Below are 13458 nucleotides of genomic sequence, written 5' to 3'. Positions count from 1 at the left end.
AACTATATTTTAAAAGAATGATTATTAAAAGAAATATTTTTAAAGTTGTTCGTAAAAAACATCTTAACAGAAAAAAATTGAAATTAATAATAGTAAGAAATTCAAAATAAGAAAAAAAAAGAATCAGTTGAAAACCAGAACTCAACTTTAAACGATAAAATCAAATTTCATCTCTCAAACAAACCCAAAGTTCCGCCACCCAATCCTTGTCTTTATTGAATTTTACGCCAATCATTTTACCGAGGCTCAACCGCACCAAGTTGCAGAGTAGAGTGGGAGCCGGCAGTGATAAAATCCTATTTTTATTATGAAAATAAACTGAAATCGATTTATTTGGTATTCTATTTTTGCAATTTCATAAATCTATTGGTAATCATTATTTTTATACAGAAACTAAAAAAGGAATGTCTTAATTTTGCAAGTATAAAAAAACCATTATGAGATTTCACACCAGAAAATGGGTAAAACCCGAAGACTTAAATCCAAACGGAACCTTGTTTGGAGGCAAATTATTGGCATGGATCGATGAAGAATTGGCTCTGTATACCATTGTTCAATTAGAAAATTCCAGAATTGTGACCAAGCACATGTCTGAAATTAATTTCAGAAGTTCCGCAAGACAAGGTGATATTATCGAAATTGGCATCTCGGTGGTGAAATTTGGACATACTTCGCTCACGCTAAAATGTGAAGTTCGAAACATGATGACTCGCGAAACCATCATCACGATAGACAGCACCACCATGGTAAGTCTTGGAATTGACGGCAAGCCAAAAGCACATGGGAAAACCAAAATTGAATATGTAAAAAACCGTTTGGAGTCTATTTAATCCGGCAGAAAAACATCTCTTCCTTCAGAAGGCAATTCGAACAGTTCCAAATCAAAAAAGGAAACGGATGCAATAATGTGATCAAAAATATCGGACATTATATATTCGTAATTTTCCCATTTTTTGTCTTTGGAAAAAACATATATTTCCAATGGAATTCCTTGTGAAGTAGGTTGCAATTGTCTGCAAAGCAAAAGCATGTCTTTGTTCAATCCCGCATGATTTTCAAGATATTTTGTAATGTACTTTCGAAACAATCCCAAATTTGTCAAATTTCGCCCGTTAAGGGATAAATCGGTATCGATGTTGTTTTGGGAATTATATTTTTCGATTTCGATTTTCTTCTTTTCAATATATTCTTTAATAAGTTGAATTTTCATCAAATCGTCAAGTTCTCCATCTTTTATAAATCGAACACTGTTCGACTTTATCAAAACATGACGTTTTATCCTTCTCCCATCCGATTTTTGCATGCCGCGCCAGTTTTTGAAAGAATCAGAAATCAGGCTATAAGTAGGAATTGTGGTTGTGGTGTAGTCAAAATTTCGAACTTTTACCGTTGCCAGATTAATTTCTATTACATCCCCATCGGCGCCAAATTTATCCATGGTAATCCAATCACCTATACGCAGCATATCATTTACTGACACCTGAATACTGGCAACAAAACCGAGAATTGTATCCCTAAAAATCAATAATATAATGGCAGAAATAGCTCCTAAAGTGGTCAGCAATTTTTCGATTTTAATTTCAAAAATTTCCGAGAATATTGCCGCAATTCCCATTATCCAAAGGATTATCATAAAGACCTGAATGTAGCTGTCGATAGGTTTATCGCTAAATTTCGGTATGCTTTTTAGATGTTCTTTCAGGGCATTGAAAATGGTTCGTATTATCCAAAGTATGAGTAATATGATATAAATTCCAACTAATTTCCCGAATACATCTTCCCAATAATTGTACTGTTTTAAAATAATCGGTACCGATTTGTAGATAAACAGCAACGGAATTAGATGCGAAATGTACATTACCGTTTTATTTGAAATCAGTAAATCATCAAATTTAGTTTTGGTTTTTCTGGCAATAATTTCCATAATTGTCACCAATGCAAACCTGAAAAAACGGTAAATAATGTAAGATAAAATGCTTAGTAAAAATATGTTTATTATTAGGCTGGTATACGCGGCAAAGGTTTCTCCAAATCCCCATTTCCGGAATAAAGGATAGCACCAACTGAATATTTTTTCCAAGAAGTTATACATTTCTTAAATATTTTTTTTCAACAAAAAAGGTTGCAAAAGGCAAGAGTGAAGCAATTAGTATTGTGAGAAACGATTTTAAATCCCACCCTTGGGATTTTTTCAGTAAAACTGCCAAAACGATATACCCTATAAATAGCATTCCGTGAGTCATCCCGATTGGATACAAGAAAGTTTTGTAAAGTACTGGATTTAAAGGTTTAATTAGGAGCATATTCGAAAATAAAACCAAATAAGATATTCCTTCCAGGATTGCAATGTTCTTAAAAATTCTGTCCATTAAAAAAGTAGTATTAAAAAGTGATGTGGCAAAATTAGGGATTATCATTGATTTTTGGGGTATTCAATCCCAAAGTAATTTACATTTGCAATAATAAACTTTGATAATGAGCAAACGCGATTTAAAAAAATACCTGACTGAACTTAATAAAAAGCAACTCGAAGCACAAGTTCTCGAACTGTATGAAAAATTCAGTGCCGTAAAAACCTATTATGATTTTGTTTTTAATCCAAAAGAAGAAACGCTGCTGAAGGAATGCAAAATCAAAATATCGAATGAATATTTTCCGCAAAAAACTTCTGGAAGAGGCAAAAAGCCAAAAATGCGTCGTTCCGTTGCCCAAAAGTACATCAAGCATTTTATCGTTTTAGGAGTAGACCCGTTTATAATAGGCGATATTATGCTTTATTCCATAGAGATTGCACAAACCTTTTCGGCTGAACGAGTTGTAAAACAGGAATTGTTCTTTAAAAGTATGTTGAACTCCTTTGAACAAGCCGTTATTTTTATGATTGCCAATGGTATTTTGGAAGAATTTAAATCCCGAATTTTGGCAATAAATAACGAAACCATTCAACAAAACTGGTTTAATAAAGAAGAATTTTCTGCAATTATAGAACGATTTGAATATTAAAAGCTTGATATAACTAGCTTTATTTAAACATTCACCTTTATTTATTTTAAATTTTGGTGCATTAACTCTTTTTTAGGCGTATTTTTGCAAAAACCCATCGAAAGCAATGCCTCAAAACATTTTAGAAACAGAAATAGAAGATAAAAAAGAACTTTATTCGTATCAAAAAGGAGATATAGAAGCCATTTTTGAACGCTTGGAAAATGCGCCCAATAATCACCATTTGTTATATCAATTGCCAACTGGTGGGGGAAAAACAGTCGTATTTTCAGAAATTGTTAGACAATACTTGTCAAAGCACGACAAAAAAGTGGTCGTTTTGACCCATCGAATTGAGTTATGCAAGCAGACTTCAAAAATGCTAAAAGGCTTCGATGTAAAAAATAAAATCATCAACAGTAAAGTAAAAGAGCTTCCGGACCAAAACGATTATTCCTGTTTTGTGGCTATGGTCGAGACTTTGAAAAACCGAATCAATGATGAAAAATTACATCTCGACAACATTGGCTTGGTAATTATTGATGAAGCCCATTATAATTCGTTCCGAAAATTGTTAAGTTCTTTCAAAAACGCTTTTATTCTGGGAGTTACGGCAACACCGTTGAGTTCAAATGTTAAGTTGCCAATGCACGAAAATTACGATGAATTGATTGTGGGCGATACCATAAATTCCTTGATTGAAAAAGGTTTTTTGGCAAAAGCCGTGACCTATAGTTATGATGTTGGTTTGACCTCTTTAAAAGTAGGGATAAATGGTGATTACACCGTAAAGTCATCCGATGATTTATATACCAATATGGCGATGCAGGAAAAATTATTGCACGCTTACACAGAGAAATCTTTGGGCAAAAAAACCCTGATTTTCAATAACGGAATAAACACTTCGTTATACGTTTATGAAACTTTCAGAGAAGCCGGATACACGATTCGCCACCTTGACAATACCAGCAGCACCGAAGAGCGAAAAGATATTTTGCAATGGTTCAAGAAAACCCCTGACGCCATTTTAACATCGGTCGGAATTCTTACCACGGGTTTTGATGAGCCTACAGTAGAAACCATTATTTTAAATAGAGCTACAAAATCATTGACTTTGTACTTTCAAATGATTGGTCGTGGTTCCAGAAAATTGCCTAATAAAGACAAATTTAATGTAATCGATCTGGGAAATAATGCAGCACGTTTTGGGTTGTGGAGCGAACCTGTTAATTGGCAACATATTTTTAAATCACCCGAATTCTATTTGGAAAACTTGCGTGACGATACTGAAATTGAATTGTATTTCAAATACACGATGCCAACAGAATTACGTACCAAATTCAGTAAAACGGAAATCGTTACTTTTGATGTTGATAAGGAACACAAACTGGCCATTGCACAAAATTTGCGTTCCAAAGTAGTTTTAGAAAAATCATTGGAACAACACGCTGCAATGTGTGTGGACAATTGCGAAGAGTTACAAGAAGCAAAATCGTTGTCCAGGGAATTAGAACCAGATATCGACTGTCGCCTGAAACGCTATGCCAAATGTTTGAGCCAATGCAGCAAAAACTACCGAGAATGGCTGGTTGATGACTACAAACTGAAGCTAACTTTATTGATAGGGAAGAAGTACCGAGAAAGAATTATGAACGAAGCGGACTAGTTTTTAGGAGCTTTTTCCTGCTATTCGTTGCAATCTTTTTATTGCTTTGTCACGCTTAGCAAAGTCGAAGAGCTTTTTATAAAAGCAATAAAAAGGATTTTCACTACTATCAGGGCTAAAAATCCTATTTTTCTAACAATTATTTTTGCAAAAATATAAATCTAAAAAAATGCCAAACCAATTTTCAAATTTAGGAATTTCAGCACCTTTGCTAAAAGCTATAACTGAATTAAAATTTGCTGTTCCAACAGAAATCCAGCAGAAAACAATTCCGTTATTTTTGTCAAATAATACTGATATTGTTGGTCTTGCCAAAACTGGAACAGGAAAAACAGCTGCTTTTGGATTGCCGTTATTACAATTAATAGACACGAAACTTCCAGTTATTCAAGCTGTAATCCTGGTGCCAACACGGGAATTAGGACACCAGATTTTTAGTAATTTAGAAGCTTTTGCAAAATATCTTCCCGAAGTTTCGATTGCAGCCACTTGTGGTGGAATTCCAATAAAACCACAAATCGAACGATTAGCAACACCAACGCATATTGTTGTCGCAACGCCAGGCCGTTTGATTGATTTAATCCAACGCAAAGCAATCAATTTAAAAGAAACAAAATTTCTAGTTCTTGATGAAGCCGATGAAATGGTTACCATTTTGAAAGAAGGTTTAGATGAAATTATTGCCGAATTACCCAAAAATCACAAAACATTTTTGTTTTCAGCGACTTTGCCAGGAACGATTAAGCAAATGATCCAAAACTACTTGTCCAAAAACGTTGTACAAGTGAGTGCTAATATGGAAACTATTGGAAATCAAGGAATCGACCATCAATATATTGTCGTAGATCCGATAGAAAAACTGGATGTATTGATGCATTTTCTAACTTCAAAAGACGGAGAACGCGGTATTATTTTTTGCAAAACTAAAGCGGCGGTTAATAAATTGGCCAAGAATTTAGTCATCAACCGGTTTTCTTCAGGTGCATTGCACGGAAGTTTGTCACAAGGAATCCGGGATCGAATTATGGAACAATTCCGTGAAGGACATATCAATATTTTGGTTGCAACTGATCTGGCGGCAAGAGGAATTGACGTAAAGGAGATTTCTTATGTGGTCAATTATCATTTGCCGGACGTTTATGAAGTTTATGTCCACCGCAGCGGAAGGACTGCCAGAGCTGGGGCCAAAGGACTTTCATTGACCGTTTTGCAACAAGAAGAAGTTGCCGAAATTGCTGATTTCGAAAGGGAATTGGGAATAAAATTTACCAAATTTAAAAAGCCAACTACAGAAAACATCGAGGAAAACAATACTTTATTGTGGGCCAAACAAATTTTTAAAACGAAGCCTAACCACGATGTTTCAGCAGATTTAAAAGACAAGATTAAAACGGTTTTTCACCATTTGACTAAGGATGAACTGATTGATAAATTATTGGCCAATTACTTGTTGCAAAACAAAATTGAAATAACTGGAAAACCAGTTAAAAAATTCAAAAACTAATATTGTTCATAATTAAAATTGTACTTTTATAAATAATCATTTTATAAAAGTTTCAATATGCAAATTGTAATAATAGGAGGAGGTTTTGCCGGAATCAATTTAGTCAAAGAACTGACAAACCATAAAGGTATTGAAGTAATACTTGTTGACAAAAACAACTATAATTTCTTTCCGCCACTCATCTATCAAGTAGCGACAGCATTTTTGGAGCCCTCCAGTATCAGTTATCCTTTTCGAAAGTTTTTTTCAGGCAAAAAGAATTTACAGTTTCGTTTGGGCGAATTGCAAAAAGTAATTCCTGCAGAAAACAAAATTATTCTCAATAATGGCGAATTGAATTATGACTATTTGGTTTTTGCCACAGGAGCTGAAACAAGTTATTTCGGAATGGAAAATATCAAAAAAAATGCAATTCCTATGAAAACACTCAATGATGCCATTGAAATGCGCAATACATTATTGAAAAATCTTGAAAAAGCGGCCATTTGCAAAGACATCCACAAACGAAGAGTGCTATTGACCATTGTAGTTGTTGGAGGAGGTCCAACTGGAGTGGAAGTTTCGGGAATGTTTGCCGAAATGCGAAAAACCATATTGCTCAAAGAATATCCTGAATTAGATACATCAGCCAGTAATATTTATTTGGTTGATGGAGGCGATGCCTTGTTATCTCCCATGAGTAAAGAATCTCAAAAAGACACTCTCGAAGCCGTAACCAATCTTGGGGTTGTTGTAAAGCTAAACACAAAAGTAATTGATTATAAAGATGATACTGTTTTTTTTGCTAATGGTGAAACCATTCAAACCAAGAATTTAATATGGGCGGCAGGAGTTTCGGCTAAAGAATTTGAAGGGATCCCAACAGAAAGTTATGGTCGTGGTAAACGAATGGCTACGGATGCCTTTAATAAAGTAAACGCTACCGAAAACGTCTATGCCATTGGTGACACCTGTATCCAACTCAACGATGCAGATTTTCCGGGAGGACATCCCCAAGTCGCCCAAGTCGCCATTCAACAAGGAGTTAATTTAGCGAAAAACTTCAAACTAATGCTTGAAAATAAGCCGTTAAATACATTTAAATACAAAGACAAAGGCTCTATGGCAATTATAGGAAAGAATAAAGCCGTTGTTGATTTGCCCAAACCAAAAATTCACTTCAAAGGCATTTTTGCCTGGATGATTTGGTTGTTTGTGCACCTAATGTCCCTGATAACCTATCGCAACCGAATCAATACTTTATATCATTGGATGATTGCCTATTTCTCGAAAGACCAATCTTTAAGAATGATTATCAGACCCGAAAAAAAAACAAAAGGGGATATATAGTTTGTAAGAAAAATCAATATTGTTTCGTTTTTTTTTGTTACTCCAATATTTTAATGTTTTGAGAATAATATTTTTGATTGCAAAATCATTTCAAAATCCACAAAAGTGTTGTTTACTAGGCAATAATCCAATTTTCCGTTTTCATAAATATATTTATCCCTGTGGCTGCTTTTAGGATCAACCAACTGGAAACTTTTGTTGGTTATAAGTTGGATAGATTTGAAATAGCCATCGACTTCTTCGAATACTTTTTCATTATTTTTAGGTTTATAAAAAGGGAGCATGATTGAACTCACATAAATGGGTTCAGTTGTGGTATTAGTTTTTCCATCATGAATTATGGTATATTGACCATTCTTGAATGTTATGGAAGTTTCTTCTTTAATTTTGTTGTTTTTGAAAAATTTATAGCTGCTTTCATAAAGTTCTCCATTTTTAAAAATTACTTTCATCCTTGTTTTAATCTGTGTTGTAACTAAAAACTTAATTTCCGCATCAGTATCTGAAATATAAGTCACATAATCTCCCTGTGTAATTTTTTTTGCCGTTACTGTGCCAATAGTATTCCCTGCAACCTTTAAATCATAAACTAAGTTTTCCGTCTGGGCATTTGTCCACAAACAGCAAAAAAGGCAACAAATACAAAGGAGGTTTCTCATAGAATTCATTATTTAAGTCTGAAACAATTTTTTGAACTATAATGATAAGTATTTTATTAATCCCATATTTATATTTAACATAAATTTTATATTTTTCCTTATTTTGAACTATAATTTATATTATGTAAAATAGAATTTACAATAATTCCTTTTTGTTTTGACCACTTCACTTCCTATTGCTCGTATATACATAAAATAACATTATTTTCATACTCTATCTTTCCATTACAAGATTTTAATTTATTATTTTTACAAAAAGACTATACTTATTGTACCATGAACACAATTGCAGAACATATTGCTGATTTTTTAAAGGAATATCCGCCATTTGATAATTTAACTTTTCAAGAGTTGTCAGAAATTGCCATAAGTATTCGTGTTCTTAACTTGGAAAAACACAAAACTTTGTTTCAAATCAATGATGATTTGCACGATTGTTTTTATGTCGTGGCTTCTGGTGTTATTAATTTATCGGTCATTGCGGATGCAGAAGACACGATATTAAACAAATGTGTTGAGGGTGATGTTTTTGGTTTGCGTCCGTTTTTTGCCAAGAATAATTATTTGATGACCGCCAAAGCTCGTGAAGAAAGCATTATTTATGCCATTCCCATTGCCACTTTTCGTCCATTTGTAGCCAACAACCCAGAAGTATTAGATTACTTATTGCAGAGTTTTGCCTCAAACACGAGCAATCCAAGTGAAAGTGAAAATTTGCACGGAAAACTGATTTCTGACAATGTCTACTATTCTGACCAGCATTCTGAAATGCAGTATTTTCAATCATTGTCTTATAATTTATCTCCTTTAAGAGCAACAAAAACAAATATAATACAGGAAGTTGCACAACTTATGACAAATTCGATTTCCAATAGTGTTTTAATTTGTGAAAACAACAACCCTATCGGAATTGTTACGAATACTGATATGTGCACAAAAATTGCTACTGGCCGATTTAATATCACAAGTACTGTAGATAAAATTATGTCATCACCGGTAGTGACTGTTGTCGAGAATGTTTCTTTGGCGGAAGCCCAGTTACTGATGCTCAAACACAACGTGACTCATCTATGTGTTACTCAAGACGGAACCGATAAATCAGCCGTTAAAGGAATTATTTCCGAACACGATTTAATAGTAGCCCAAGCCAATAATCCAGGTGTTTTGATAAAAGAAATTAAACGTTCTAAAAGCCCAAAGGACTTAAAATTGATAAGGGAACGTCTAACTGATCTCATCCAAAAATCAATTCATAAAAATATTCCACTTTCTCACATTAACAATATTGCCAGTGAAATTAATTTGGCCATTATTAAGAGATCAATCGAGTTGTCAATTTTAGATTTAGGCTCCCCTCCTGCCAGTTTTGCTTGGTTTAGCATTGGTAGCCAAGGAAGAAAAGAACAATTATTGCTCACGGATCAAGACAGTATTTTGATTTTTGAAGATGTAACTGCCGATAAATACAGAGATGTGAAGGATTATTTCCTGAAATTAGGAAAAAGAACCACGGCGATTTTAGAAAAAGTGGGTTATGAATTATGTCCAAACGGCCACATGGGAAGCAATATGTTATGGTGTAAATCATTGACTGACTGGACAAAACAATACAATACTTGGATCAATACTCCAGGAGAAAACAGTAATGATATAAGCAGTATTTTCTTTGATTATGAAATCGTCTTTGGAGAGAAAAGAATTGAAGAAGCAATTGAAAACATAATTTATACCAATGTTCATAATAATGCCTTATTCTTTGATTTTTTAGGAAATGATGCATTACGAAAAAACTCGCCACTAAGCTTTTTTAAGAAATTTATCGTCGAAGACGAAGGTACTAACAAAGGTAAGTTTGACATAAAAACTCGTGCTTTGATGCCGCTTATCGATGGGGCTCGTTTATTTGCTTTGAGTCATAACATTCGAAATGTAAATAATACGTATATGCGTTTTAAACAGTTAGCAATTACAGATCCTAAAAACAGTGAAATTTATCTTAATTGTGCCGAAGCTTTTTTGACTTTGTCAAAATTCAGGACATTGGAAGGCTTAAATAATGATAATTCCGGACAATATATTGATTTACAGGAGCTATCAAAAGTTGACAAGGAAAATTTGAAAAGTGCTTTGGCTCCCATGAAAGAATTGGAAGAATTAATAAAAACCAAGTTTCAACTTACCCAATTTTCATAACTATGTTAGACTGGATAAAAAATATCAACAAGGAATATCCCGAATTTTGGAAGGAATACGTTTCTAAATTCGATAAAAAATCAAAGCGTTTTGTTGTTTTAAGCACTGAAACCTCGGGTTTAAATCCAAGCAAGGATGTAATTGTGTCAATTGGTTCCTTTGCCGTAGTTAATAATAGCATCCTTATAGGAGATAGTTTTGAGACTGTTTTGTTACAATATAAATTTTTCCACGACAACGGTCTTACAAATGAGTTTGTTGTTGAAAGCAAAATGAAAAAACTCGGAGAACCCGACGCAATACAGGCTCTTATCGAGTTTATTGGAAATGCTGTATTGGTTGGACATCACGTTGATTTTGATGTGGAAATGATAAATGCAGCCTTGGAAAGATTAGGTTGCGGAAGATTAAAAAATGAAGCGCTGGATATTGATGTAATGCACCGTAAACTACATGATATTAGCAATAAACAATTTTCGCTTGACGAATTATGCGGTATTTACAAAATTCCAAAAAGTGACAGAAATTCTTCGTCCGAAGACGCCTATAAAATAGCGTTGCTTTTCCTGAAATTAAAGTCAAGATTAGGACTGAACTAAAGAGAAATAATTTGTTTAAATCTTCCGTGGTGGCTTATGGATACAGGTTTTGGAACTAAATTATCTTTTTCAAGACAGCTTGGTATTCCTTTATCTCTTTGAATATTTTCAGAATTTTCCAACGTTTTAATTTTGTCAAAATCTTTTCTGTTTTCAACTGCAATCGTATTGATAAATTGAGATGTAATTTCTGTTTTTGTGAAATATATATGGTCTTTTATGGCAACCTTTCCGAAAGAAATATCGTCAATAATTTCTATTTCAAAACATTCCAGTTGCAAAGGAAAATATCCACGAATTTGGGTTTTCCGATTGTAAATTTTATAAGCCGCTTCCTTTCTACTCCATAAATTCCAGACCATAATTTCTGGATTTCCTGAATTTAAAATTAACAATTGTTCTTTTTTGGTAAAAACTTTATCCAAAAAACCATTCCTTTTCCAATTGCTTTCTTTTCGGGCTAAAGCCAAATCTACAATGTCGTTTCCTATCACTTTTCGGATAATTTGGTTTCAATAATCTCCATCGCCGATTTCACGTCGAGCATTCTTTCCATCGATTGATTGTCGATTACAATATTATATTCTTCCTCAATATCTAAAATCACGTCGACCAAATTTGCCGAATTAATTTGTAAATCAGTGATGAAATCAGTACTTTCAGTAAGATTGTCGAAGGCTTCCTGGTTTTTAATATAGGGTTTAACTATAATTTTTAACTTTTCGATAATTTCCGGTTTGTTCATATTTTATTTGTATTTCTTAAAAATTACGCATCCATTCACGTCTCCAAAACCAAAACTGGCTTTTGCGACAATATTCAATTCTTTTTCAATTAATTGTTGTGGAATCCGGGTCGCATCAATAATAGCAGTGATTTCGGGATGCAAATCTTCACAATTGATATTAGGAAAAATAAATCCGTGATGCAATTGCAAAACAGAAGCCACGCTTTCAATGCTTCCCGCGCCAGACAAACAATGTCCAACCATTGATTTCAATGAGTTGATGTACGGGAAATCAATCCCTTTTCTATTCAAAGCTTCGCTCCAATTCCGAATTTCCAAACTGTCTTTTGATGTGGCGGTCAAATGTCCGTTGATGGCATCAATTTCATTTGGATGAATTCCGGCATTTTCTAATGTATCTTTAATACATTTTTGTACGGCTACAGGATTTGGAGCCGTCATTGTTCCTTGTCCCCGTTGACCACCGGAATTCAAGTTTCCACCAAGAACTTCAGCATAAATTTTTGCACCACGAGCCAAAGCAGTTTCTAAATCTTCCAAAACTAAAGCTCCTGCTCCACTTCCTGGTGCAAATCCGGAAGCACTTACGCTCATTGGTCTTGAGCCTTGTTCTGGCGTTTTGTTATGCTTAAAAGTGCATACTTTCATTGCATCAAATCCGCCCCAAATATAAGGACCGGAATCGCTTGTGCTTCCTGCCAAAATGCGTTTTGCAAGCCCTAATTTTATCCGTTCAAATCCCATCAAAATACTTTCGGTGCCTGTGACACATGCAGAAGAATTTGTTGTGACTTGATTTCCCAATCCTAATTTTCCGCCTAAATAAGCACTCACACCACTATTCATGGTTTGTGCCACGGCTGTGCTTCCTAATCGTCTGGTTTGTAAATCGTCAATTTTATAAATACTTTCCCTGAATTTATCTATTCCAGAAGTTCCGGTTCCAAAAATAGTTCCACTGTCCCAATCTGGTTCTTCATTAATTTCCATTGACAATCCTGCGTCTTTCCAAGCATCAATTCCTGCAATCACACCATATAAAATTCCTGATGAATTGAAGTTTCTCAATTCTAATTCAGTGAAATAATTTAGTGATAATTCAGTTGAAATATTTGGCTTACCTGCAATTTGGCAGGAGAAATGCAATCTTTCTAATTCAGGATCATGTTTAATTCCTGAAATTCCGTTTTTAATGGCGTTTGTAAACGCATCAAGCCCCACTCCATTTGGAGCAACAACACCAAGACCCGTTATTACTACTCGTTTAATCATTTATATAGAAGTTATCATTCCTGCAATTGTTCCCATACAAACTTCTTCTCCATTTTCATTTTTCATAATGACTTTGCATTTTAATTTACCAAATCTAAAGTATATTTTTTCTGAAATAACGATTACTTTTTCATTTGGAAAAACAGGTTTTAAAAACTCAATTTCTGTTGAAGTTAAAGCAATTGTAATACTTTTATCGAATTTATCATCCAATAAATAAATTCCCAAACAAACCAATCCAATTTGTGCCATGACTTCAGTCAAAATAACACCTGGTGTAACCGGTAAATCCTTAAAATGTCCTTTATAAAAATCTAGGTTTTCATTAAAAGTATAGGTTCCTTCTACCCCATTTTCATTGATTTGCAGCAATTCATCTACAAACAAAAATGGTTTTGAATACGGCAATTTTGATATAATTTGTTCTTTATTCATTTTGTATGCAAAGGCAAAATATTTTCTATAATTATTTTCTAAAACATTGTTCAATCTTTTACAAAAGTTTA

General features: G+C 33.8%; 14 protein-coding genes. 7 read left to right on the top strand and 7 right to left on the bottom strand.

Going from position 1 to position 13458, the window contains the following annotated elements; all coding sequences use genetic code 11:
- Nucleotides 1-437: 437 nt before the first annotated feature.
- Nucleotides 438-830 carry an acyl-CoA thioesterase gene (locus tag B2145_RS15335; RefSeq protein WP_291104169.1) on the top strand — a complete coding sequence of 131 codons (393 nt, stop codon included), beginning with the start codon at nt 438-440 and terminating at the stop codon, nt 828-830.
- On the opposite strand, the gene B2145_RS15330 is transcribed toward B2145_RS15335, so the two are convergent.
- Both B2145_RS15330 and B2145_RS15325 read right to left on the bottom strand, forming a co-directional pair.
- Nucleotides 827-2092 carry a mechanosensitive ion channel family protein gene (locus tag B2145_RS15330; RefSeq protein ID WP_291104166.1) on the bottom strand — a complete coding sequence of 422 codons (1266 nt, stop codon included), beginning with the start codon at nt 2090-2092 and terminating at the stop codon, nt 827-829. The genes B2145_RS15335 and B2145_RS15330 overlap by 4 nt on opposite strands.
- Nucleotides 2085-2369 (bottom strand): DUF3817 domain-containing protein, encoded by a 285-nt coding sequence (locus B2145_RS15325; RefSeq protein ID WP_291104504.1) that lies wholly within the window; start codon nt 2367-2369, stop codon nt 2085-2087. The genes B2145_RS15330 and B2145_RS15325 overlap by 8 nt, the downstream gene beginning before the upstream one ends.
- A gap of 106 nt (nt 2370-2475) precedes the next feature.
- On the opposite strand from B2145_RS15325, the gene B2145_RS15320 reads away from it, so the two are divergent.
- From B2145_RS15320 to B2145_RS15305, 4 genes are all read left to right on the top strand, one after another.
- Nucleotides 2476-3003, top strand: a complete 528-nt coding sequence (locus B2145_RS15320; RefSeq protein ID WP_291104163.1) for a DUF6155 family protein — start codon at nt 2476-2478, stop codon at nt 3001-3003.
- Nucleotides 3004-3109: 106 nt separating this feature from the next.
- Nucleotides 3110-4648: a DEAD/DEAH box helicase gene (locus B2145_RS15315; RefSeq protein ID WP_291104160.1), complete on the top strand. Its 1539-nt coding sequence runs from the start codon at nt 3110-3112 to the stop codon at nt 4646-4648.
- A 169-nt stretch (nt 4649-4817) separates the two neighbouring features.
- Nucleotides 4818-6152 carry a DEAD/DEAH box helicase gene (locus B2145_RS15310; protein ID WP_291104156.1) on the top strand — a complete coding sequence of 445 codons (1335 nt, stop codon included), beginning with the start codon at nt 4818-4820 and terminating at the stop codon, nt 6150-6152.
- Nucleotides 6153-6209: 57 nt separating this feature from the next.
- Nucleotides 6210-7481, top strand: a complete 1272-nt coding sequence (locus B2145_RS15305) for an NAD(P)/FAD-dependent oxidoreductase (RefSeq protein ID WP_291104154.1) — start codon at nt 6210-6212, stop codon at nt 7479-7481.
- A gap of 50 nt (nt 7482-7531) precedes the next feature.
- Here the strand turns inward: B2145_RS15305 and B2145_RS15300 are convergent, their stop codons facing one another.
- Complete coding sequence (locus tag B2145_RS15300; RefSeq protein WP_291104149.1) at nt 7532-8140, bottom strand: DUF6134 family protein; 609 nt, start codon at nt 8138-8140, stop codon at nt 7532-7534.
- A gap of 276 nt (nt 8141-8416) precedes the next feature.
- On the opposite strand from B2145_RS15300, the gene B2145_RS15295 reads away from it, so the two are divergent.
- Nucleotides 8417-10333: a DUF294 nucleotidyltransferase-like domain-containing protein gene (locus B2145_RS15295; protein ID WP_291104146.1), complete on the top strand. Its 1917-nt coding sequence runs from the start codon at nt 8417-8419 to the stop codon at nt 10331-10333.
- 2 nt (nt 10334-10335) lie between these two features.
- The gene (locus tag B2145_RS15290; protein WP_291104143.1) at nt 10336-10932 is read left to right on the top strand and encodes a 3'-5' exonuclease; all 597 of its coding nucleotides are present in this window, start codon (nt 10336-10338) and stop codon (nt 10930-10932) included.
- Here B2145_RS15290 and B2145_RS15285 read toward each other — a convergent pair.
- From B2145_RS15285 to B2145_RS15270, 4 genes are read right to left on the bottom strand one after another with little or no spacing between them, the layout of a single operon-like run.
- Nucleotides 10929-11426, bottom strand: coding sequence for a 4'-phosphopantetheinyl transferase family protein (locus B2145_RS15285; RefSeq protein ID WP_291104140.1), 498 nt, complete (start codon nt 11424-11426; stop codon nt 10929-10931). The genes B2145_RS15290 and B2145_RS15285 overlap by 4 nt on opposite strands.
- Nucleotides 11423-11677, bottom strand: a complete 255-nt coding sequence (locus B2145_RS15280; protein WP_291104137.1) for an acyl carrier protein — start codon at nt 11675-11677, stop codon at nt 11423-11425. Before B2145_RS15280 ends, B2145_RS15285 begins: the two co-directional genes overlap by 4 nt.
- Nucleotides 11678-11680: 3 nt before the next feature.
- Nucleotides 11681-12952, bottom strand: a complete 1272-nt coding sequence (locus B2145_RS15275) for a beta-ketoacyl-[acyl-carrier-protein] synthase family protein (protein WP_291104134.1) — start codon at nt 12950-12952, stop codon at nt 11681-11683.
- Nucleotides 12953-13387, bottom strand: a complete 435-nt coding sequence (locus tag B2145_RS15270; RefSeq protein WP_291104131.1) for a 3-hydroxyacyl-ACP dehydratase FabZ family protein — start codon at nt 13385-13387, stop codon at nt 12953-12955. It lies immediately after the preceding gene.
- Between the last annotated feature and the right edge of the window lie 71 nt (nt 13388-13458).

The sequence above is a fragment of the Flavobacterium sp. UBA5153 genome (genome assembly GCA_002413745.1).
Lineage (GTDB): Bacteria > Bacteroidota > Bacteroidia > Flavobacteriales > Flavobacteriaceae > Flavobacterium.
The sequence above is the reverse complement of the archived record's forward strand: the minus strand, read 5'-3'. Positions and strand labels throughout refer to the sequence as shown.

What these genes read in the sequence shown, in the direction of transcription:
- B2145_RS15335 (WP_291104169.1), top strand. Translation starts at nt 438, where the DNA reads ATGAGATTTCACACCAGAAAATGGGTAAAACCCGAAGACTTAAATCCA.
- B2145_RS15330 (WP_291104166.1), bottom strand. Translation starts at nt 2,092, where the DNA reads ATGTATAACTTCTTGGAAAAAATATTCAGTTGGTGCTATCCTTTATTC.
- B2145_RS15325 (WP_291104504.1), bottom strand. Translation starts at nt 2,369, where the DNA reads ATGGACAGAATTTTTAAGAACATTGCAATCCTGGAAGGAATATCTTAT.
- B2145_RS15320 (WP_291104163.1), top strand. Translation starts at nt 2,476, where the DNA reads ATGAGCAAACGCGATTTAAAAAAATACCTGACTGAACTTAATAAAAAG.
- B2145_RS15315 (WP_291104160.1), top strand. Translation starts at nt 3,110, where the DNA reads ATGCCTCAAAACATTTTAGAAACAGAAATAGAAGATAAAAAAGAACTT.
- B2145_RS15310 (WP_291104156.1), top strand. Translation starts at nt 4,818, where the DNA reads ATGCCAAACCAATTTTCAAATTTAGGAATTTCAGCACCTTTGCTAAAA.
- B2145_RS15305 (WP_291104154.1), top strand. Translation starts at nt 6,210, where the DNA reads ATGCAAATTGTAATAATAGGAGGAGGTTTTGCCGGAATCAATTTAGTC.
- B2145_RS15300 (WP_291104149.1), bottom strand. Translation starts at nt 8,140, where the DNA reads ATGAGAAACCTCCTTTGTATTTGTTGCCTTTTTTGCTGTTTGTGGACA.
- B2145_RS15295 (WP_291104146.1), top strand. Translation starts at nt 8,417, where the DNA reads ATGAACACAATTGCAGAACATATTGCTGATTTTTTAAAGGAATATCCG.
- B2145_RS15290 (WP_291104143.1), top strand. Translation starts at nt 10,336, where the DNA reads ATGTTAGACTGGATAAAAAATATCAACAAGGAATATCCCGAATTTTGG.
- B2145_RS15280 (WP_291104137.1), bottom strand. Translation starts at nt 11,677, where the DNA reads ATGAACAAACCGGAAATTATCGAAAAGTTAAAAATTATAGTTAAACCC.
- B2145_RS15275 (WP_291104134.1), bottom strand. Translation starts at nt 12,952, where the DNA reads ATGATTAAACGAGTAGTAATAACGGGTCTTGGTGTTGTTGCTCCAAAT.
- B2145_RS15270 (WP_291104131.1), bottom strand. Translation starts at nt 13,387, where the DNA reads ATGAATAAAGAACAAATTATATCAAAATTGCCGTATTCAAAACCATTT.